Annotated in this window: 19 protein-coding genes and 1 pseudogene; 2 read left to right on the top strand and 18 right to left on the bottom strand. The window is 73.0% G+C overall.

The genetic code is table 11. The features are described from left to right. Positions 1-180: 180 nt before the first annotated feature. Positions 181-768: a hypothetical protein gene (locus ABZ464_RS20710; RefSeq protein ID WP_359279022.1), complete on the top strand. Its 588-nt coding sequence runs from the start codon at positions 181-183 to the stop codon at positions 766-768. Between the two features lie 232 nt (positions 769-1,000). Here ABZ464_RS20710 and ABZ464_RS20715 read toward each other — a convergent pair whose 3' ends face one another. From ABZ464_RS20715 to ABZ464_RS20795, 17 genes and pseudogenes are all read right to left on the bottom strand, one after another. Beyond that, positions 1,001-2,584: an oligopeptide:H+ symporter gene (locus ABZ464_RS20715; protein WP_359279024.1), complete on the bottom strand. Its 1,584-nt coding sequence runs from the start codon at positions 2,582-2,584 to the stop codon at positions 1,001-1,003. Positions 2,585-2,589: 5 nt separating this feature from the next. Then, on the bottom strand, positions 2,590-3,408 hold the full coding sequence (locus ABZ464_RS20720; RefSeq protein ID WP_359279026.1) for an SAM-dependent methyltransferase: 819 nt from the start codon (positions 3,406-3,408) through the stop codon (positions 2,590-2,592). 59 nt (positions 3,409-3,467) lie between these two features. Then, on the bottom strand, positions 3,468-4,739 hold the full coding sequence (locus tag ABZ464_RS20725) for a cytochrome P450 (RefSeq protein ID WP_359279028.1): 1,272 nt from the start codon (positions 4,737-4,739) through the stop codon (positions 3,468-3,470). Beyond that, positions 4,736-5,083: an antibiotic biosynthesis monooxygenase gene (locus tag ABZ464_RS20730; RefSeq protein WP_359279030.1), complete on the bottom strand. Its 348-nt coding sequence runs from the start codon at positions 5,081-5,083 to the stop codon at positions 4,736-4,738. The genes ABZ464_RS20725 and ABZ464_RS20730 overlap by 4 nt, the downstream gene beginning before the upstream one ends. Beyond that, the gene (locus ABZ464_RS20735; RefSeq protein WP_359279032.1) at positions 5,080-5,406 is read right to left on the bottom strand and encodes an antibiotic biosynthesis monooxygenase family protein; all 327 of its coding nucleotides are present in this window, start codon (positions 5,404-5,406) and stop codon (positions 5,080-5,082) included. Before ABZ464_RS20735 ends, ABZ464_RS20730 begins: the two co-directional genes overlap by 4 nt. Before the next feature lies 1 nt (position 5,407). Beyond that, positions 5,408-6,157 (bottom strand): SDR family NAD(P)-dependent oxidoreductase, encoded by a 750-nt coding sequence (locus ABZ464_RS20740; RefSeq protein ID WP_359279034.1) that lies wholly within the window; start codon positions 6,155-6,157, stop codon positions 5,408-5,410. A gap of 29 nt (positions 6,158-6,186) precedes the next feature. Then, positions 6,187-6,954, bottom strand: a complete 768-nt coding sequence (locus ABZ464_RS20745; protein WP_359279233.1) for an SDR family oxidoreductase — start codon at positions 6,952-6,954, stop codon at positions 6,187-6,189. Next, positions 6,937-7,383: pseudogene (locus tag ABZ464_RS20750) on the bottom strand (SRPBCC family protein); the annotation flags it as partial. The pseudogene ABZ464_RS20750 and the gene ABZ464_RS20745, both read right to left, overlap by 18 nt. Further along, a complete protein-coding gene (locus ABZ464_RS20755) occupies positions 7,383-7,646 on the bottom strand; it encodes an acyl carrier protein (RefSeq protein ID WP_359279036.1) in 264 nt (87 codons plus the stop codon). The pseudogene ABZ464_RS20750 and the gene ABZ464_RS20755, both read right to left, overlap by 1 nt. A gap of 78 nt (positions 7,647-7,724) precedes the next feature. Continuing rightward, on the bottom strand, positions 7,725-8,999 hold the full coding sequence (locus ABZ464_RS20760; protein ID WP_359279038.1) for a ketosynthase chain-length factor: 1,275 nt from the start codon (positions 8,997-8,999) through the stop codon (positions 7,725-7,727). Next, on the bottom strand, positions 8,996-10,342 hold the full coding sequence (locus ABZ464_RS20765; protein WP_359279040.1) for a beta-ketoacyl-[acyl-carrier-protein] synthase family protein: 1,347 nt from the start codon (positions 10,340-10,342) through the stop codon (positions 8,996-8,998). Before ABZ464_RS20765 ends, ABZ464_RS20760 begins: the two co-directional genes overlap by 4 nt. Beyond that, positions 10,339-10,767 (bottom strand): cupin domain-containing protein, encoded by a 429-nt coding sequence (locus ABZ464_RS20770; RefSeq protein WP_359279042.1) that lies wholly within the window; start codon positions 10,765-10,767, stop codon positions 10,339-10,341. The genes ABZ464_RS20765 and ABZ464_RS20770 overlap by 4 nt, the downstream gene beginning before the upstream one ends. Beyond that, complete coding sequence (locus ABZ464_RS20775) at positions 10,764-11,135, bottom strand: TcmI family type II polyketide cyclase (RefSeq protein ID WP_359279043.1); 372 nt, start codon at positions 11,133-11,135, stop codon at positions 10,764-10,766. The genes ABZ464_RS20770 and ABZ464_RS20775 overlap by 4 nt, the downstream gene beginning before the upstream one ends. Before the next feature lie 608 nt (positions 11,136-11,743). Further along, the gene (locus tag ABZ464_RS20780) at positions 11,744-13,693 is read right to left on the bottom strand and encodes a BTAD domain-containing putative transcriptional regulator (protein ID WP_359279045.1); all 1,950 of its coding nucleotides are present in this window, start codon (positions 13,691-13,693) and stop codon (positions 11,744-11,746) included. Positions 13,694-14,103: 410 nt separating this feature from the next. Then, a complete protein-coding gene (gene asnB / locus ABZ464_RS20785; RefSeq protein ID WP_359279047.1) occupies positions 14,104-15,978 on the bottom strand; it encodes an asparagine synthase (glutamine-hydrolyzing) in 1,875 nt (624 codons plus the stop codon). Then, the gene (locus ABZ464_RS20790; RefSeq protein ID WP_359279049.1) at positions 15,975-16,487 is read right to left on the bottom strand and encodes a hypothetical protein; all 513 of its coding nucleotides are present in this window, start codon (positions 16,485-16,487) and stop codon (positions 15,975-15,977) included. The genes asnB and ABZ464_RS20790 overlap by 4 nt, the downstream gene beginning before the upstream one ends. Continuing rightward, positions 16,484-16,933, bottom strand: coding sequence for a DUF1772 domain-containing protein (locus ABZ464_RS20795; RefSeq protein WP_359279051.1), 450 nt, complete (start codon positions 16,931-16,933; stop codon positions 16,484-16,486). The genes ABZ464_RS20790 and ABZ464_RS20795 overlap by 4 nt, the downstream gene beginning before the upstream one ends. Positions 16,934-17,149: 216 nt before the next feature. Here ABZ464_RS20795 and ABZ464_RS20800 point away from each other — a divergent pair, with 216 nt between their 5' ends. Then, positions 17,150-18,754, top strand: coding sequence for an FAD-dependent monooxygenase (locus ABZ464_RS20800; protein WP_359279053.1), 1,605 nt, complete (start codon positions 17,150-17,152; stop codon positions 18,752-18,754). Between the two features lie 166 nt (positions 18,755-18,920). Here the strand turns inward: ABZ464_RS20800 and ABZ464_RS20805 are convergent, their stop codons facing one another. Beyond that, positions 18,921-19,454 carry a hypothetical protein gene (locus tag ABZ464_RS20805; protein ID WP_359279055.1) on the bottom strand — a complete coding sequence of 178 codons (534 nt, stop codon included), beginning with the start codon at positions 19,452-19,454 and terminating at the stop codon, positions 18,921-18,923. Between the last annotated feature and the right edge of the window lie 97 nt (positions 19,455-19,551).

A 19,551-nucleotide genomic window follows, 5' to 3' on the forward strand; every position in this document is an offset into this window, starting at 1 on the left:
TCGAGCGCAGCCGAGAGTGGGGGAGTCGTCAACCGACGACAACGCCGCAGACGCGCGTGCCACACCCCGCGACGCGCGGCATGATCCAAACGACAGGCCCTAGGCTGCGAGCGGGCATCTGCGCCCTGTCCCGAGGGTGCGGTCCGGCTGTCCTGGCAGTCCGCCCGCTACCTTCCTCCCATGGATCGGGCCACCATGATGAGCAGCCTCGTCGCGAGCGGAAACGACACGCCCTCGCAGCAGGTCGCCGAACTTGCCGCCGAACTGGGCCTGCCGGCCGCCGACCTTCTCGTTGTCGCAGGCCACCCCGTGCCGGCACAGCTCCTTCCCCCGGAGCGCGACGCCAGGGTCATGAGGCAGTTCGCCTACCGGGTCAGCTACTGCGACCACGCGCAGCTCGCCGCGCTGGAGGCCTTCGTCCGCTCGCTGCCCCGCCTCGCCGCCCCGGAGCCGCCCTCCGTGCCGCCGGCGTGGCCGGGCCGACGGCCCGCCGAGACCAGGCTGGCCGCTGTGCTCGGCGCGCTGATCCGCAATCGCGGCTTCGGTATCCGCGAACTGCCGTTCATGGGGCTGTCCCTCAGCACCCTGTACGGGATGGTGTGGCGCTGTGATCCGGGTCCGCACCGTCGGCAGCAGCTGTCCGCCCTGGCAGGCCCGCTGGGCTGGCCGCTGCCCGATCTCTTCGCGGTGGCCGGTGAGCCGTACTCGCAGGCCCGATGCTGCACTGCCACCACCTCGGGCGGGTCTTCACCGCGGCCGTCCCCCTGACCACCGCTCAGCTGATCGAGATTGCGGAGGAAGCGGATCGGCTGAGCGTGCGGGAGGACCACGGCATATGGCAGCCCGTCTCGCAGGGCTTTGCCGGACAGTGCCCGGATTTCCCCTGACGGCAGGCCGCCTCGGTGCCGGCCGGCACGGCCGGGGGCCTTCGCGCGGCGTGCGGTGCCCGACCGGTCGGGCGGGGCGGCGCCGTCATGCCGGGCATGGGTGTACCCCGGTGTCAGTCCACCGCCAGGCGGCGCGACAGGCGGCCCGCGCCGAGAGTGACCGCCGCCGCGACGGTCAGGACGACGACGCCCACCAGCGCGAAGTAGACGGACAGCGGCAGCACCGCGGTGAGGCGGTAGAGCTGGCCGCCGATCACCACGCCCACCGCGCCGAACAGGCCGTTCACGGCCAGGAAGCGGCTGGTGCTGCCGGGCGGGGCGACCGCGGCGGCGAGTGCGAGACCGGCCGGGGCGAGCGCGATCTCGCCGCAGGAGTAGAGCAGGTAGACCAGGACCAGCCACGAGGGGCCGACCGGTCCGTCCTCGGCCAGCCGGGCGGCCACGGCCATCAGTACGAAGCTGGTGCCCGCGGCGGCCAGCGCCCCCGCGAACTTCGCCGGCGTCCCGACGCGTTGCCAGGCGCCCGCCCGCAGGCGCGCGAGGAACGGGGCGACCAGCAGCACGAACAGCGGGTGCAGCGACTGGAACCAGCTCGCCGGGACCTCGAAGCCGAACAGATCGCGGTCGGTGTGACGGTCGGCGAAGAGGCTCAGCGCCGAGCCGCCCTGCGCGAAGATCATCCAGAAGGCGGCGGAGGCCGCCATCATGGCGGTGAACGCCCCGAGCCGGGCGCGCGGCCCGGGATCCGTCGGCCCTCCGTCACCGGCCGCCGCGCCGGTCTTCCCCGGCGCGGTCCCGCCACGGCGGCCGGGCTCGTCCCGGACGTCCTGCGCGGCCCCGGTGAGGTGGCCGTCCGCCGGGAGGCGTCGCAGCGCGCGGAGGTAGGCGAACGGCAGGCCGACCGTGGCCAGTCCCAGGACGGCGAGCACCGCGTTGACGGGCAGGACGCCGAGCACCGCAGGCGGGACCGTGACCGCGCCGGCCGCGGCGGCGACGACGCAGACCCGGCGCAGCACCGCCCGGAGCTCGGCCCGGTCGACGGGACGGGGCGGACGTACGCCCACGTCCCCAAAGGCGCGCATCCCCAGCGTGAACTGGAGGAGTCCGGCCAGCATGCCGGCGGCGGCCGCCGCGAAGCCGAGATGCCAGGCGATGCGCTCCGCGAGCAGACCGGTGACGACGGGCGCCACCAGCGCGCTCACCTGGATGCACACGTAGAAGAGCGAGAAGGCCGCCTCCCTGCGGCCCGGTCCGGCACCGCTGATCTCGGCCACCATCGCCGCCATCGCCGGTTTGACCAGGCCGGTGCCCGCCACGACCAGCAGGAGGCCGGGGTAGAGCGTGCCCGCCCAGGGCGCCGCCAGCACCAGGTGCCCGCAGCCGATGAGCGATCCGCCGAGCAGCACGGCGCGGCGGGCGCCCAGCACCCGGTCGGCGAGCCAGCCGCCGGGCAGCCCGGCCATGAAGCTCAGCGACATGTACGCCGCGAAGACCGCGGCCGCCGACTGGGGCGCCATGTCCATGCCGCCGCGGGCACGGGGCGCGGTCAGGTACAGGACGAGGATCGCCGCCATGCCGAAGAAGCTGAAACGCTCCCACAGGTCGACCGCGAGCAGCGTGCCGAAACCGCGGCGCCCGCCGGGACCCGTGGTGCGGGTCCCGGCCGGCGCCGACGGCGCCGTGAGCGAGGTGTCCATCCGGCTCACCCAGCCGGCTTGATCGCCACTCCGGCCAGCATGGCGAGTTCCGGATCGGGCTGCTCCCCCGGCTCGGGGCGCCACAGCGGGGCGCGCAGCACCCCGGGCGGAAGCAGGTCGAAGCCCTCGAACAGCGCGTCGACCTCGTCCCTGCTGCGCCAGATGACCTGGCTGACCGCGCCCCGGTACTGCTCGGCCGCCTCCGGGGCCGCCTGCGGCACCTCGTCCGCCCCGGCGTGGGAGACGACCAGCGCGCTGCCCGGCGCCAGCGGCTCGGTGTACTGCCGGATCAGCTCGCGCGGATCGTCGCCGTCCGGTACGAAGTGCAGGACGGCGGCGAGGATCAGCGCCACCGGGCGGTCGAAGTCGATGAGCCGGCGGGTGTCGTCCGCGGTCAGGATCTCCCGCGACTTGTACAGGTCTCCCTGGAACACGGCGGCCCGGGGCTCGTCCGCGAGCAGGGCCCGGCCGTGCGCGACCGCGACGGGATCGATGTCGACGTACACCACCGTGCTGTCGGGGTGGGCGCCGAGCGCGACGTCGTGCACATTGCCCTCGGCGGGGATGCCGGAGCCGATGTCCAGGAACTGGCGTATGCCGAGCGCCGACAGTTCCCGTACCGCGCGGCGCAGGAAGGCGCGGTTCGCGCGCAGGGTGGCGACGATGTCGGGGTTGCCCGCCGAGACCCGGTGGGCGAGTTCCCGGTCGACGGGGAAGTTGTGGGTGCCGCCGATCCAGTAGTCGTACACCCGGGCGATGCTCGGGGTGTCGATGTCCACTTCCGGCGGCGCCCAGCCGGGGCGTTCGGTGTCCAGTCGTTCCACGTGTCTCTCCTGAGGTCTCGGATGGCGTGCGGCGGGGGGTGTCGCGGCGTTCGGCGGTCTCAGGCCGGGTGGTCCCCGGTGGTCACCGGGAGCCGTTCCAGACCGCGCATCATCAGGCTGCTGCGCCAGCGCAGTTCGGCGGGGTCCACGGCGAGCCGCAGCCCGGGGAAGCGGGCGAAGAGACGGCTCAGGACGAGCTGTCCCTCCAGGCGGGCGAGCGGGGCGCCCAGGCAGTGGTGGATGCCGTGGCCGAAGGCGACCGAGGCGCTGTGGGCACGGGTGATGTCGAGCCGGTCGGGGTCGGGGTAGCGCGCCGGGTCGCGGCCCGCCGCGCCGAGCGAGATCGTCACGAACTCCCCCTGCGGGATGACCACCGAGCCGACCTCGACGGGCTCGGTGGTGAAGCGCCAGGTGGCGTTGGTGACGGGCCCGTCGTAGCGCAGGAACTCCTCGACGGCCGCGGGCCACAGCGAGGGGTCGGCGTCGAGCTGCTTGCGCACCTCGGTGTGGCCGAGGACCGCGAGCGTGCCGTTGCCGATGAGGTTGACCGTCGTCTCATGGCCGGCGACCAGCAGCAGGAACGCCATGGAGATCAGCTCGTCGGCCGACAGCTGGTCGCCCTGCTCGCCGGCGTGGACGAGATCACTCAGCAGATCGTCGGCGGGCTCGGCGCGCTTGGCGTCGATCAGCGCCCGTAGATAGGCGATCATCTCGACGCTGGCGTCCCGTACCTCGTCGGTGCCCGCTCCCGAGACCAGCAGATTGGACCAGCCGCGGAACCGGGCCCGGTCGTCCGGCGGCACGCCGAGCAGCCAGCAGATGACGGTGAACGGCACGGGGAAGGCCAGTTCCTCCATCAGGTCCAGCGGCTCGCCGGCGGCCGCGATGCCGTCCAGGAGCTCGTCGGTGAGCCCGATGATCCTCGGCCGCAGCGATTCCACCCGGCGGGCGGTGAACGCCCGCCCGACCAGGCGGCGCAGCCGGGTGTGGTCCGGCGGGTCGCTGTCCAGCATGTGCACGCTGAGCACGTGCGGGAACTGGCTGCGCTCCCCCGACTCGGCGAGGAACGCCCGCTGCTTCTCGGGGTCGGCGAAGTTTTGCGGGATGAGGTCCTTGCCCACCCGCATGTCCTTGCTGAGGCGGGCGTCGGCGAGCAGTGCCCTGGCGTGCTCGTACCCGGTGACCAGCCAGGTGCGCAGGCCGTTCGGGGTGATGACGGCGACGGCCGGGGCCTGCTCGCGCAGTTCGGCCAGCGCCCGGTGCGGGTCCTGCTGGAAGGCCGGGGTGAACAGGTCGACCGGCGGCGTGGCCGCGGGGCGGGCGGCGCTCATCGTCGGGCTCCTTCCGCGGCGGGCGCCGGGTGGCCGCTCTCGTAGTGGGCGACTTCCCGGTAGATCTCGAACGGCCGGTCCCGCTCCAGGTCGCGGAACGGCCTCAGCGGGGCGGTCTGCTCCTTGTGGGCGGCGCCGCGCTCCCAGGCCTCGAAGGCCTCCCAGTCGCTCCACCGGCTCACCACGACCAGCGCGCGCGGGTCGCCCACGGCGTGCAGCAGCCGGTTGCCGAGGAGTCCCGGCGTACCCGCCATCCGGCGGCTGGCCTCGTGGTAGGCGCGCTCCACCTGCCGGACGTCGTCGCTGAGGTGGTGCAGCACCACTTCGACGGGGGCGGCGCTCACCGTGCGGCTCCGGCCGCGCCGCTGAGGGCGGCGACGACGTGCATCGTCGTCATGGAGCCCCCGCTGCGGTACGGGTGGAGTTTGCGGCGGTGCTGGACATGGCTCTCGCCCGTCTCGAACGCGCGGAACAGCGGCTCGCTCACCCAGTCGCTGACGATGTAGTAGATGCCGTTCTCGTCGATGCTGCGGGACAGCCACTGGCCCAGGTTGGCCGGGTGGCCGGTGACCGAGTCGCCGACCTCCAGCCAGACCTTTTCGAACTCTTCCTCCATGCCGGGCTTGATCTCCATCCGGAGCATGACGCGGAAGACGCTGTCGGCCATGTCAGATACCTCCGTCGACGTTGAGCGTCTCGCCCGTGATGTACGCGGAGTGCTCGCTGAGCAGGAAGAGGACGGGGCCGGCCAGTTCGTCGACGGTGCCGAGCCGGGCGAGCGCCGTCTTCTGCGCGTAGGTGGCACGCAGGCCGGCGGCGCGCTCGGCGGGCATGGCGTCGAAGGCCTCGGTCTCGATGACGCCGGGCGCGACGACGTTCACCCGGACTCCGCGCGGGCCGAGTTCCTTGGCGAGGGAACGGGTCAGGCCGGTCATCGCGGCCTTAGCGGCGGTGTAGTGGGCACGCAGCGGGATGCCCGCGGCGGCGCCGCGCGAGCCGACGTTGACGACCGACGAGCCGGCGCCGAGCAGGGGCAGCGCCTGGTGGATGACCCGGTAGGCGGCGGTGAGGTTGGTGTCGATGATCCTCGACCACTCGTCCGCGGGCAGTTCACCGAACGGGATGTGGCTGATCACACCCGCGTTGTTGACGACGCCGTGCAGCTGCCCGAAGCGGTCGGCGGCCTCCTGGACCAGCCGGTCGACCTCGGCGATCTCGCCGACGTCGGCGCGCACCACGTGATGGTCGCCCGCGGTCTCCTTCAGCGCCGCGGTCAGGGTGTCGACCGCCTCGCTCTCCTGCCGGTAGCAGGTGAGGACGTCGGCGCCGGCGCGGGCGGCGGCGAGCACGATGCCGCGCCCGATGCCCCGGGTGCCGCCGGTGACGAGCAGCTTCTTGCCGTGCAGTGCGAATTCCACTGGGTGTCCCTCCGTTGCTGGGCTGCGGGTCACACGCAGCCGTCGACGTGGATGTTCTGGCCGGTGATGTATGCGGCGTGGTCGCTGACGAGGAACAGCACGGTGCGGGCGATGTCGTCGACGGTGCCGAGCCGGCCGAGCGCGGTGAACGACGAGAACATGCGGCGCTCGCGCTCGGCCGCCTCCGCGGGCTGTTCGTCGAGTGCCTCGGTGGCGATCCGGCCGGGCGAGACGGTGTTGACGCGGATGCCCTGCGGGCCCAGTTCACGGGCCAGCGACCGGGTCATGCCGACCAGCGCCGACTTCACCGCGGTGTAGTGGACCCCGCCCGCCATGCCGAGGAAGGCCACCGTGGAGCCGATGTTGACGATGCTGGAGCCCGCGCCGAGCAGCGGCAGGGTGCGCCGGGTCACCAGGTGCGCGGCGGTGAGGTTGCCCCGCAGCGTGGCGTCCCACTCCTCGGGCTCCAGCTCCGCGTACGGCCTGGGCAGGAAGGAGCCCGCGTTGTTGACCACCGCGTCCAGCCCGTCGAGGCTGGCCTCGCACTCGGCGACCAGCCGGTTCACCTCCGCCGGATCGGCGGCGTCGGCCCGCACCACCTGGTGCTTGCCCGGGGTCCGGGCCAGCTCCTGCTCCAGGGAGGCGACGGCCTCGCCGGGCGTGCGGTAGCAGGTGACGACGTCGGCGCCGGCCCGGGCGGCGGCGAGCACGATGCCGCGCCCGATGCCCCGGCTGCCGCCGGTGACCAGCAGCCGCTTGCCGAGCAGCGTCCGCCCGGCCCGGGCCGCCTCCTCCACCTTGGCCTTGATCAGCCGCATCTGGACGGCGGTGTTGCGGTTGAGGCGCTCGGTCATCGCCGCGTCGTCGACCGGGGCGTCCGGTTTCATCGCGAAGTCCTGGATCCAGCGCATCCGTACCCCGCCGGGCTGCTCCTCGTACTCCCAGCGGATGTTCATGTGCGCGAAGGGCCCGGTCTCCACCCGCCGGGCCCGCACGGTACGGGTGGCGGCATCCGGTGTGCGCTCGGAGACCCAGCTCCAGACCGTGCCGTTCTCGTCGGGGTGCAGCGCGAGCCGGAAGGTGACGGTGTCCCCGTCGCGGCCGAGGATCTCCGCGGACGCGTACTCGCTGAACAGCGTGGGCCAGGAGGCCACGTCGTTGGTCATCGACCACACCAGGTCCATGGGGGCGTCGATGACGATCGCGTTGTCGGTGTGCCCGGCCATCAGACGCGGGCCTCCGTGAGTCGGGCCTGGACGTAGGCGAGGACCTCGCGGGGCGTCTGGGTGTGCGTCAGGTCGCCGTCGGGGATCTGGATGCCGTACTCGCGCTCGAGGCGGTTGACGAGCTCCAGCAGGGCGAGGGAGTCGTATCCGTGGTCGGCGAACGCGGTGGTGGCGAAGTCCTCGCCGTCCAGGTCCGACTGTTCGTCGACGCCCCCGCTCGCGCGCAGCAGCCGTTTGATGTCGTCGAGGGTGAACTCTGCCATGGTGTACCGCCTTTCGGTCGTCGTGCGGTCGTCGTGCGGTGGTGGTGCGGTGGTGGTCGGCCGGTCATGGGTCTGCGGCTAGGCGCCGAGCGGGCTCCGGTCGCCGGCGCCGACCACCAGCGCGGAGGTGAATCCGCCGTGTCCGCGGGCCAGGACCAGGGCGGTGCGCGGATCGGTCTGGCGCGGACGGTCGAGTACGAGGTCGATCTCGCAGCCGTCGGCGGTGCGTCCGAGGCCCGCGGTGTGCGGGACGACGCCGGCCTGCAGGGCGAGCAGCGCGGTCGCCACGTCCAGCGCGGCCCCGCCCGCGTACAGCCGGCCGGTGAGCGTCTTCGGCGCGGTCACCGGGACCTTGCCCGCGCCGAAGACGTCGGTGATCGCCCGGGCCTCGGCGAGGTCCTCGGCGGGCACCCCGGAGGCGTCCGCGAAGACCGCGTCGATCCCGCCGGGGTCCAGCCGGGCGTCGGCGAGCGCCCGCCGGATGACGTTCACCAGCACGGGGGGCCTTCCGGCGCGCTCCTGCTCGGGTGTGTCCGGGTCGAAGCCGGCCGCGTAGCCCAGCAGTTCGCCGTAGTACGGGACACCGCGCCCCTGTGCCGACTCGGCGCTCTCCACGACGAGCATGGCGCCGCCCTCGCCGGGGACGAAGCCGGAGGCGGCCGCGTCGAAGGGCAGATAGGCGCGGGCCGGGTCGTCCTCGGTGGACAGCTTCCCCGAGGACAGCTGGGCGACCAGCCCGTACGGGCACAGGGAGGCGTCGGTGCCGCCGCTGAGCACCAGCCGGGAGCCGCTGTTCAGCAGCCGGCGGGACTGGCCGAGGGCGTCGAGGCCGCCGGCCTGCTCGCAGCAGATCACCCCGCAGGGACCGCGCATGCCGTGCCGGATGGAGACCTGGCCGGTGGTGGCCGCGTAGAACCAGGCGATCGACTGGTAGGCGCCCACCCAGGACGAGCCCTGCCGGTAGAGGTTCTCCATCTCGTGCTGCCCGAACTCGGTGCCGCCGGAGGAGGCGGCGGTGACCACCGCCATCTCGTACTCGGGCAGCGTCGCCGGGTCGGCCGCCGCGTCGGCCAGGGCCGCCTGGGCGGCGGCCAGGGCGAAGTGCGTGAAGCGGTCGGTCTGCGGGACCAGCCGCCCGGGTACCTGCTCCTCGGCCCGGAAGCCCGGCACCTCGCCCGCGATCCGGACGGGGTAGCCGGTGGGGTCGAAGCGGGTGATACGGCCGAGGCCGCTCTTGCCCGCGAGGACCGACTCCCAGTGCCGGTGCGCGCCGATGCCGGTCGGCGCGACGACGCCCAGCCCGGTGACCACCGCCCGGCCCGGGTTCCCCGGACGGATCCCGGAGGCGCTCATGCCGCCTTCTTCCGGGCGGGCGCGCCGGGTCCGGCCGGCCGGGAGGCCTTCGTGGCCCGGCGGGGGCCGGACCTCACCTCCGTGGGCAGGCCCAGCACCATCGCCGTCTGGAAGCCGCCGAAGCCGCTGCCCACGCTGAGCACCCGGTCCATACGGTGCTCACGCGCCGTCACCGGCACATAGTCGAGGTCGCACTCGGGGTCGGCGACGGACAGGTTGGCGGTGGGCGGGACGACCTGGTGGCGCAGGGCGAGCGCGCAGGCCGCGATCTCCAGCGAGCCGATCGCGCCCAGGGAGTGACCGATCATCGACTTGATCGAGCTGACGGGCACCTCGTGGGCGCGCTGCCCGAGGCTGCGCTTGAACGCGGCGGTCTCGTGCCGGTCGTTCTGCTTGGTGCCGGAGCCGTGCGCGTTGATGTAGTCGATGTCCCCGGGGTCGGTCCGGGCGCGGTCGAGGGCGACCCTGATGGCCTCCGCCATCTCCCGGCCGTCGGGCTTGAGTCCGGTCATGTGGAAGGCGTTGCTGCGTCCGGCGAAGCCGAGGATCTCGGCGTAGACCCGGGCGCCGCGACGCCTCGCGGACTCGGCCTCCTCGATCACCAGCACGGCGGAGCCCTCACCGAGGACGAACCCGTCGCGCCGGCCGTCGAAGGGGCGCGAGGCGTGCTCGGGGTCGTCGTTGTTGGCCGTGGTGGCCTTGATGGCGTCGAAGCAGGCGGAGGTGATCGGTGACAGGGGTGCGTCGGTCGCGCCGGCGAGGACGGCGTCGACGCTGCCCTCCTCGATCAGCTGGACTCCGTGCCCGATGGCGTCGAGGCCCGAGGTGCAGCCGGTGGAGATCAGCGCGACCGGTCCCTCCGCGCCGGCCTGCCGGGCCACCTCGACGGCGAGGGTGCTGGGCACCATGTGGCCGTACAGGTGGGGCACTCCGTAGCTGTGGTCGACCAGCCAGTGCCGGCCGGCGTCGGAGAGCACCGCGTACTCCTCCTCGAGGCCCATCGTGCAGCCGACGGCGCTGCCGATGCTCACCCCGACCCGGCCGGGGTCGGCCCCCGGCAGGTCGAGGCCGCTGTCCTCGACCGCCTCGCGGGCGGCGACGACCGCGAACTGACCGGCCCGGTCCATCCGGCGGACCTCCTGCGGCGTCAGCCCCGCGGCGAGCGGGTCGAAGTCGCACTCGGCGGCCACCCGGGAGCGGAACCCGGAGGAGTCGAACAGGCTGATCCGGCGGGTGGCCGTGCGCCCGGCCGTGAGGAGTTCCCAGTAGGCGTCGCGGCCGTGGCCGCCGGGGGCGACGGCCCCCACTCCGGTGATGACCGCCCGGCGTCGTGGTCCGCTCATCGGGCCTCTCCGACGTCCGGGTTGCCGGCCGCGGCGTTGAGCGGCTGCTCCGTGTCGATGTGGCCGAGCTCGGGGCGCGGGGCCAGCGGCGAGAGGTGGAAGACCACCTCCGCGGGCACGGTTCCGGTGTTCACCAGGCGGTGGCGCACCCCGATCGGCACCAGCAGCGCGTCTCCCGGGCCGAGCTCGACGGGGGCTCCGTCCAGGCTCATCTCCAGCCGTCCCTGCACCACGTGCAGGAACTCCTCGGAGTACGGGTGGAGGTGCTCGGTGACGTACTCGCCGGGCGCCAGCCGCAGGGTCCCGCCGAAACCGGAGGTGCAGCCCACCGTCTTCGGACTGAGCGTGACGCGGATGTCGCCGCCGCGCTTGGTGTTGGCGGCGACCGCGTCCACGTGCACCTTGGGGGTCGTGGGGGCGCTCATCGGCCACCGCCGAGGTTCGCGGCGGTCGGCGCGGTGACGGTGGGGCCCTGCTGCGGGGTCCAGGAGTAGAAGGGCACGGCCATCGCGTCCTTCGGCTCCCGCCAGTTCGGGTCGTAGGGCGAGATGAACTCGCCGAGGCGGGTGTTGATCTCGTTGTAGAGGGGGTGGCTGCGCGCCTTGTACAGGTTCGGCGCGATGTCCTGCTCCGCCTCCACCAGGTGGAAGTAGAGGTTGTGGAACGCGAACAGCGTCCGCCTCGACACCCCGACCAGGTGGGGGAGTTCGGTGCTGTCGGAGTCGGCGAAGACCTGCGCGACGCCCTCGGCGTCGGCGAGGTCCATCCTCGCCACGATCAGCGTTCGGTGCACGATGTCCTCCCGGGCTTGTCGCTTGTGCGCTCACCCTGTTCGGCACGGGTCGAGGCCGTCTCGAAGGCCCCTGGAGAACCACTGACGCGCCGGCCCTGCCGGCAATTCGGGGGGACGGAATCCAGGGTTCCGAAATGCACCGAGCCCCGGAACCCACCGGGCCGAGAGGCGTCGGCCAGGTGGGTTCCGGGGTCGGATGTTCGGGGAGAGTGCGTCGGTCGCGTGGTCGTCGGTGGCTGGGGTGCGCAGTCGGCCGGGATCGGCGGACGTCCCGGCCGGGACGAGGGGCGGTGTGGGGGCGCGCGGCCGGGCCCGGTCGCCGTGGGGTGGAGGCGGCGTCACGGGAGTGCGGGCGGGTTCTGGTCGCCGGGGAGGCCGTCCGGGGCGACCGTGCGTCGTCCCGGGGCCGTGGGGGCCGGGCCGTGCGGACGGGTGCGGTCGGGTGGAGACGGCTGACCGCTCCGGCCCGGTGAACAAGGTGAGCTTTCGCCTCGTTCACCGGGCCGGAGCGGTCCGGGGTGTCGGGGACCTCGGCCGCCTCCGCACAGGCGGCGGACGTCCGCGACGGGCTCGGCGTCCCGCGACGGGCTCGGCGTCCCGGGGCTGGGTCAGGAGGCCCGGCGCGGGGCCTTGATCTTCACCAGCACCACGTCTCCCCGGGGGCGGTCGACGGTGTCGTCCGGACGGTCCGCGTGGACGCCGTCGGGCAGCAGCTGGAGCAGCGCCTGCCGGGTGAGCGTCGGGACCGTGTAGACCGGATCGGTGCCCGACGGGGTGGTCTCCTCCACCAGGTGGACGTCCACCAGGTACTCCAGGAGCGTCTCCATGTCTCCGGCGCGCCCGCGCATCAGCGCCCGCAGCTCGCCGATGCGCCAGCGTGGCCTGCTCAGCCCGAGCAGGGTGTGCAGCAAGTCCCTGGAGGGCTTGGGCAGATGCCGGTAGCTGGAGGCCACCGTGCTCATCAGCGACTGGGTTCCGGCGGGGAGTTCCAGCAGCAGCCGCTGGTTGCCCCGGAGCCGGTCGACCAGACGCCCGGCCGACCAGGAGGGCCTGGCGGCCACCCGTCCGGCCACCGCCCGCACCGCCAGCGGAAGCCCCTCGCACATGTGGATCAGTTCCCGCACGGCCGCCCGGTCCTTCGCCGACGAACTGTCGTCGGCGACCCGGTCGTACAGCTGGAGGGCCTCGTCGGCGGAGAGGGTGGGCAGGGTGATCTTGCGTCCGGTGGACAGGCTGTGCGCCCGGTAGCGGTTGGTGGCGACCACCGCGCAGCCCGCGCCGCCCGGCATGACGGCGCGCAGCTGGGAGGCGGTGAGTACGTCGTCGACCACCACGAGCACCCTGCGGTCCGCGGTCCAGCTGCGGAACAGCCGGCTGAGCTCGTCGAGGCCCGTGGGCTGCTTCTCCCGTTCGATCCCGCAGGCGCTGAGGCAGGCGGACAGCACGTCGGTGAGCTGTTGCGAGCCGTCGCCGACCGTGGAGAGGTCGATGAACAGCTGCCCGTCGGGGAACCGGGGGCGCAGCCGGTGCGCGGCGCGGATGGCGAAGGCGCTCTTGCCGACGCCGGGCGGGCCGTGCACCTCCACGACCCGCATGCCCGTGCAGGCCCGGTTGCCGCCGAGGAAGGCCTCGAGTTGGGCCAGTTCGTCCTCCCGTCCGACGAAGTCGCCTATGTCGGCCGGGAGTTGGGCGGGCGCCGGTGAGTTGGGCCGAACGCCGGGGCCGGCCGGCCCGCCGGTCCTGGCCGTCCGTGCGACGGCCGCCGTGGGCGGGCGGCGGTCCGCCAGCACCTCCTGGTGGAGCCGCTGCAGCTGGAGCGACGGCTCCAGGCCGAGCTCGTCCACCAGATGGCCGCGCAGGGTGCGGAAGACCTCGAGCGCGTCGGGCCTGCGGCCGCACCGGTGCAGGGCCTTCATCAGCTGTCCGGCGAATGCCTCGTGGGTCGGATGGTCGCGGAACGCCCCCGCGAGCTCGTCCAGGACGGCGTGGTGCCGGCCGAGTTCGAGCTCCAAGGAGAATCGTTGCTCCTGAACGTTCTTGCGGCGTCCCTCCAGTTGCGTCGACCAGGCCGAGAGACGGCGGCCGGCGCTGACGTCGACCAGGGCCGGGCCCCGCCACACGTCGAGGGCCTCCGCCAGGGTGCGCGCCGCCTCCTCGCGGGCGCCGCCCCGTTCCTCCGCCTTGCCACGCTCGACCAGTCGCTCGAAACGGTAGGCGTCCACCGCCTGCTTGTCCTGCAGTCGGAGTTCGTAACCGCTGACGCGGGTGAGCAGGGCGGGGGTTCCGTGCGGCGGACGGGACCCGAAGGGGGCACCCTGTTGTCCGGTGGCCAGAAGCAGTCTGCGCCGCAGCTGATAAATGTAGGTTTGCAGGGTGGTCAATGCGCTGAACGGCGGGTGGTCCTCCCACAGCTCTTCACACAACTGGTCGACGCTGACCAGCGAATTCGCATTGAGCACCAGTAGGGCCAGCACCCGACGCAGCTTCGGGGCGGACGGGGTGACGTCCTCTCCGTTCCTGCGTACGCGCAGTGAACCCAGCAGACCGATCTCAATCACTAAGTCCCCCTGATTTAGCCGCGGTATGAGCGGCGGCCATCGTCGAGCTCGGTACCCGCGGAAGTCTGCCAGCCATTCACCTCCCTGGGCCAGAATGCTTTCGGCAAATGCACCCCGCGAAATCCGGTCGACCTGCGACGATCGTAAAATGCGGGCAAAACTTCCGCCATCCCATCGGGTCGAATGGAAATCCAGCGCGGCAAGCGCTTCATTCAATTCGCGGACGACAGCGGAAAGCTAAAGGAGGGGTGAGGGATTTCAGCGCGAAAGCGCTTGAAGCGTCTACGGGCTCGAGCCGTGACGCGGACCGGATACCGCCAAACTGTGTACCCAGGCGCATCGTATTGCCACGCACACATGGATGACAAGTGACACACGTCTCAGCCCCTGTCGACCCCGCGCACGGGTTCTCACAACCGCAGCTCGACCCCGTACTCGGTCAGCCAGGTGTCGAGCTGGAGCACCATCTCCATGCTGGCCCGCTCCACCCACGCGAAGGCGCCGCTGGGGGCTCCCGCGGTGTCCAGCGCCGCGCTCGTCGCCTCGGTGTCCAGCAGCGGGGCGACCGCCGCCGTGCCGTCCTTCGCCAGCTCGGCGAAGCGGCGCCGCACGAACTCCCCGTAGGCCGCCTCCTGCACGGTCGGGTAGGCGCTCTTGGGCCGCTTCAGCACCTGCTCCGGCAGCAGATCGGCCACCGCCGCCCGCAGCAGGCTCTTCTCCTGGCCGTTCACCCGCTTCAGCTCGGCCGGCACGTTGTACACGTACTCCACCAGCGCCCGGTCGCAGAACGGCGGACGCAGCTGGACGCCGTGCGCCATGCTCATCCGGTCCGCCCGGTCGAGATGGGTGGGCGCCCAACGGGTCAGCGCCAGATAGGTGATCTCCCGCGCCCTGCGCTCCGCGGGCCCCTCCCCCGCCACCTGCGGAACCTCCGCCAGCGCGTCACGGTAGTGCTGGTCGGCGTACTCCATGAAGTCCAGTTCGAGGCGCAGGCCCCGGTCCACCAGCGAGCAGCCGAGGCCCCCGGCTGCGGCGTCGTGACCGCGCTCGAAGGAGACCCAGGGGAACGTCGTGGAGTTGCTGTGGCGGGGGTCGTACGACCAGAAATAGCCGTTGAACACCTCGTCGGCGGTCTCTCCCGAGAGGACGGCCGTGGCTCCCGCGCCGCGCAGCGCCTCGAAGAACAGCAGCAGCGAGACGTCCATGTCGCCGAGCGGGGACGGCGCGTCCTGGCTGCGCAGGGCGGCGGCGTGCGCCCGCGGATCGGCGAGCGCCGCGGTGTCCAGCAGGATCTCCGTGTGGTCGGTGCCGATGTGCCGGGACGCCAGAGCCGCGTACGGCGCGTCGGGGGTGGCGCGCATGGTGGGGTGCGGTTCGAAGTTCTCCGCGTACCCGGTGAAGTTGACCGAGAACGACCGCAGCCGGCCCCGGCCCGACTCGGACACCGACCGCGCGGCGAGCGCCGTGAGCGCGCTGGAGTCGATGCCCCCGGAGAGCATCGCGCCGACCGGGACGTCCGCCCGCAGATGCGAGGCGACCGCCTCGGCCAGCAGCCGGCGCACCGTGGCCACGGTGGTCTCCGGCGTGTCCTCGTGCGGCCGGGCGGGCAGGGACCAGTAGCGCCGCAGGCCGGTGCCTGCCCGGCGCACGGTCATCGCATGGCCCGGCAGCACCTCGCGCATCCCGTGGAACACGCCCGTGCCGGGCTTGCGGCTGTGCGCGAACAGCTCGCGCAGCCCGTCGGCGTCCACCACCGGCCGCACGGCGGGGTGCGCCAGCAGGGCCTTCGGCTCGGAGCCGAACAGCACGCCCGAGGGGGTCAGGACGTAGGCCAGCGGCTTGACCCCGAGCCGGTCACGGACCAGGAGCAGCTCCTGGCGCCTGACGTCCCACACCGCGAGGGCGAACAGTCCCTCCAGCCGCGCCGGGAAGTCCGCGCCCCACTCCAGGAACGCCCGCACCACGACCTCGGCGTCGCCGTGACCGGTGAACCGGTGTCCCCGGCCCACCAGTTCGCGCCGGAGCTCCGCGGAGTTCGTGACCGCGCCGTCGAGGACGGCCACGGCCGCCGGACGGCCGCCGTCCGCCGCGCCCACCGCGGGCTGCTGCCCGTGCTCGGGGTCGAGCAGCGCGAGCCGCCGGTGGGCCAGCGCCGCATGGCCCTCGATCCACTCGCCCGAGCCGTCCGGCCCGCGGTGGGACAGGGTGTCCGCCATGGCCCGTACCGTGGGGGCCTCGGGCACCAGATCCCGCTCGAAGTCCACCCAGCCGACCAGTCCGCTCATCGTGGAGTCCTCTCGTTCGCCGTGTCGTTCGCCTCGGACGGTCCGGGCGAGACCGTCACCAGGGACAGGCCGTGCCGCGCCACCGCGTCACGGAAATCGGCGAGGCCGGGATTCCCCTCGCCGCGCACCGCGATGCCCAGCCGACGGGGCGCCGCGTCCTCGTACCGCCGGTACAGCTCCAGGTAGCCGCGGGCCACCCGCGCCTCGTCGGTCACCAGCTCGAAGCGGACCGGGCGGTGTTCGCCGCGCCAGGTCAGGGCGCCGTCCGCGCCGCCCGCGAAATTCAGCCGCCAGGTGCTGCCGGTCGCGACGACCAGCTCCCCGTCGAGGGTGTGCACCCCGGCCGGCACCGTGTAGGCCCGTCGGCTGCGGCGTCCCGTGAAATGCAGCAGCGCGACCCGGGCGGCCACGGGTCCGGGGTCGGGCCGGGAGAGCAGCTCCCGCATCCGGGCGTCGGCGGCCGTGCGCTCCTCGCCGTCCGGCAGGTCGCGTACGACGACCGGGCTCACGACAGCACCACCGCGGCCGCCGTGAGCGCGCAGCCGGCCACCGCGCAGCAGGTGCGCACCAGGTGCCAGTCCCGCCAGGCCGGCCGCGGGTCCCGCCAGTCGGGGCCCAGGTCCTGCGGGCGGGTCCGCTTGACGATTCTGTTCATGGGGACGTTCCGCGTCTGCGACACCACCGCCACCGCGGCCATGCACAGCGCGGCGATCGCGAACAGCAGCCGGTCCGTGCCCGTGGCGCGGATCGCGAAGCCCACGTCGATGGCGATGGAACCGGTGACGATGAACGGCATGATCCGGTCGTAGCGCCGGCCCAGCAGCCGGTGCGTGTCCACATACCGTTCCGGGGTCATCGCGATCAGCGCGGGCATCACGCTCAGCGCGACCGCGAACAGCACTCCCGCCACCAGGCCGGTGCCCAGCAGCACCAGCACACTCAACGCCTCCACCATGTCCGGTCCTCCCTCCTGATGAACCCTTGGGCCGTCGCGTCGGGCTCGGCCGGCTCGAACCTCGCAGCCGGGCCTCGGACACCACTCGAATCCGCCTGGGAGCATTCCGTCTCCCGGCCGCCCGGCTCGGGCGGGGCACGAGTCCACCTCGAGGAGAGGGGTGTTGCATCGGCCCGCTCCGTGTCCGAGCACATCCGCACTCATCCGGGAGCCGGAATGGCAGAAGAGACGACCGACGTACTGATCGTGGGCGGCAGCATGGTGGGACTGGCCCAGGCGCTGTTCCTGGCCCGGCAGGGCATCCGTGCGGTCCTGGTGGAACGCCACCCGGAGATATCGGCCCATCCGCGCGCCCAGGCGGCCAGCCCGCGCACCATGGAGCTGATGCGGGCGCTGGGGCTCGAGGACGCCGTACGCGCCCAGGAGAACCCGTACGCGCAGTACGGGGACATCCTCCAGGCGGAGTCGCTCGCGGGCGCCGAACTGGGCCGGTTCGACGGGCCGTTCCGGCACGACCCGAACGAGGTGGGCACCACCGGCTGGACCCTGATCGGGCAGGACCGCTTCGAGCCGGTGCTGCGGGCGCGGGCCGAGGAGCTGGGGGCGGACGTACGCTTCGCCACCGAGATGACCGGGTTCGAGCAGGACGAGGACGGGGTCACCGCCGTCCTGCGCGACCTGCGGCCGGACGGCGGGCGGGGCGAGTACCGGGTGCGCGCCCGCTACCTGGTCGCCGCGGACGGCTCACGTGCGCCGGTGCGGGAGACGCTGGGCATCGGCCGGCATGGGCAGGGCGTCTTCGGCGGCCAGATGAACGTGATCTTCCACGCCGATCTCGACCCGTATGTCGCGGGACGCACCTTCTTCCTCTGCTTCGTCAACAACGACCGTGTCAAGGGGGTGCTCGGCAAGCTGGGCGGCGACGACTCCGACCGGTGGGTGCTGGCGCCGAGCCTGCCGCCCGGGGCCAGCCACCGGGAGTTCGCCGCCGAGGACTGCGTGCGGCTGGTGCGGGACGCGGTCGGCGTGGCCGATCTGCCGGTCGAGGTGGAGACGGCGACGAGCTGGGAGATCGCCGCGTGGGTCGCCGACCGCTTCCGCTCCGGCCGGGTGCTGCTGGCCGGCGACAGCGCGCACGTCATGCCGCCCACCGGCGGCTTCGGCGGCAACATGGGCGTCCAGGACGCGCACAACCTGGCGTGGAAGCTCGCCCTGGTGCTGCGCGGGCACGCCGGGCCGGAGCTGCTGGACAGTTACGAGCTCGAGCGGGCGCCGGTCGCCGAGTTCACCGTCGACCAGGGCGTGATCCGCTACCTGCAGCGCAGTGGTCTGGACGAGGCGGCAGCCGCCCGGCACCGGCCGGAGACGACCGTGCTCTTCGGCCATGTGTACCGCTCGGGGGCCGTACTCGGTGAGGGCGGCCCCGACGACGGCGCGCCCGTCGAGGACCCCACCGTCCCGTCGGGGCGGCCGGGCACCCGCGCTCCCCACCTGCCGCTGGTCCGGGCGGGCAAGGAGACGCCGCTGCACGATCTGCTCGACGGCGACTTCTGGCTGCTGGCCGGGCCGGAGGGCGCGCAGTGGGAGGCGGCCTGCACGGCGGCGGGCGGTGCGCCCGCCGTCTCCTTCCACCGCGTCGGCGCCGACGAACCGCGCGGGACGGCCGAGGCCTTCCTCTCCCGGTACGGGGTCGAAGCCTCCGGCGCCGTGCTGATCCGCCCCGACGGCTTCATCGCCTGGCGCGCGCGGGAACTCCCGTCCCAGCCGGCCACGGCCCTGTCGACCGCCCTCGACACGATCCTCTCCCGCACCCGGGCCTGAACCCACCCTGCCCCGGCATACGTCCGCGGTGTGATCCTCTTCGGGGATCACACCGCGGTGGTGTGTAGGGGTGCCGGGCGCAGGGGTACTGGGACGTCGGTGTGCAGGGGCGCCGGACGGCCGGGGGGCAGGCGGCGCTCGTCAGCAGGGCGAACGCTGCTCGATGCTAGGAACGGTCGACGGCGTCGACGGCGTGTTCCTTGAGGAAAGCCCCCGCGTGGGCTGCTGCTTCTTCCGCGGTCGCGTGGCGCGTCCCATCGGTGACCGCGGCGGACGCTCCATCAGCGCCCACGCCTGTCCAACTCCAGTCGCCGGAAGGCGCCTGCACCAGTTCGGCAGTCCCCCCGAAGAGCGCGAGCGTGCGCCTGCCCGCGGGCGCTGAGCGGCTGACGGCGTCGGGCCATTTCTTACGAGCACCCTGCCGGGTGATGCCCCAGACAGCCCCCATCTGCTCGTAACTGGCGCCGTAGGAGCCGGCGGTGGCTGCCGCGTGCGCGGTCAACCGCCTGACCTCGGCATCCATCACCTTCCAAGCAGCCAGGACGGACAGTGCCACGTCGATGGGATCCGCCTCCCACATACGGTCCGCGGGCAGCCCGGTCTGTCGGGAACGAATCGCCGAGGCCAGCGGATTCAAGGCGTCGTACAGCGCCTTGTCGAGTTCTGCCTGCTCTTCCGGGGGGATCTGAGAGACCATCATGCGACAACTATAGTTTCCGAATCGGCAGATGGAAACTAAAGTTTCCACATCTGGCTGTTGGCCGCCCCCTTTGGGGGGGCGAGCCGGAACAGTCGTT

This window comes from Streptomyces sp. NPDC005820 (genome assembly GCF_040630255.1).
Lineage (GTDB): Bacteria > Actinomycetota > Actinomycetes > Streptomycetales > Streptomycetaceae > Streptomyces.

Excerpts from the sequence above, each read along its gene's own strand:
- ABZ464_RS20710 (WP_359279022.1), top strand. The coding sequence starts at position 181 with ATGGATCGGGCCACCATGATGAGCAGCCTCGTCGCGAGCGGAAACGAC.
- ABZ464_RS20715 (WP_359279024.1), bottom strand. The coding sequence starts at position 2,584 with ATGGACACCTCGCTCACGGCGCCGTCGGCGCCGGCCGGGACCCGCACC.
- ABZ464_RS20725 (WP_359279028.1), bottom strand. The coding sequence starts at position 4,739 with ATGAGCGCCGCCCGCCCCGCGGCCACGCCGCCGGTCGACCTGTTCACC.
- ABZ464_RS20735 (WP_359279032.1), bottom strand. The coding sequence starts at position 5,406 with ATGGCCGACAGCGTCTTCCGCGTCATGCTCCGGATGGAGATCAAGCCC.
- ABZ464_RS20755 (WP_359279036.1), bottom strand. The coding sequence starts at position 7,646 with ATGGCAGAGTTCACCCTCGACGACATCAAACGGCTGCTGCGCGCGAGC.
- ABZ464_RS20760 (WP_359279038.1), bottom strand. The coding sequence starts at position 8,999 with ATGAGCGCCTCCGGGATCCGTCCGGGGAACCCGGGCCGGGCGGTGGTC.
- ABZ464_RS20765 (WP_359279040.1), bottom strand. The coding sequence starts at position 10,342 with ATGAGCGGACCACGACGCCGGGCGGTCATCACCGGAGTGGGGGCCGTC.
- ABZ464_RS20770 (WP_359279042.1), bottom strand. The coding sequence starts at position 10,767 with ATGAGCGCCCCCACGACCCCCAAGGTGCACGTGGACGCGGTCGCCGCC.
- asnB (WP_359279047.1), bottom strand. The coding sequence starts at position 15,978 with ATGAGCGGACTGGTCGGCTGGGTGGACTTCGAGCGGGATCTGGTGCCC.
- ABZ464_RS20795 (WP_359279051.1), bottom strand. The coding sequence starts at position 16,933 with ATGGTGGAGGCGTTGAGTGTGCTGGTGCTGCTGGGCACCGGCCTGGTG.
- ABZ464_RS20800 (WP_359279053.1), top strand. The coding sequence starts at position 17,150 with ATGGCAGAAGAGACGACCGACGTACTGATCGTGGGCGGCAGCATGGTG.
- ABZ464_RS20805 (WP_359279055.1), bottom strand. The coding sequence starts at position 19,454 with ATGATGGTCTCTCAGATCCCCCCGGAAGAGCAGGCAGAACTCGACAAG.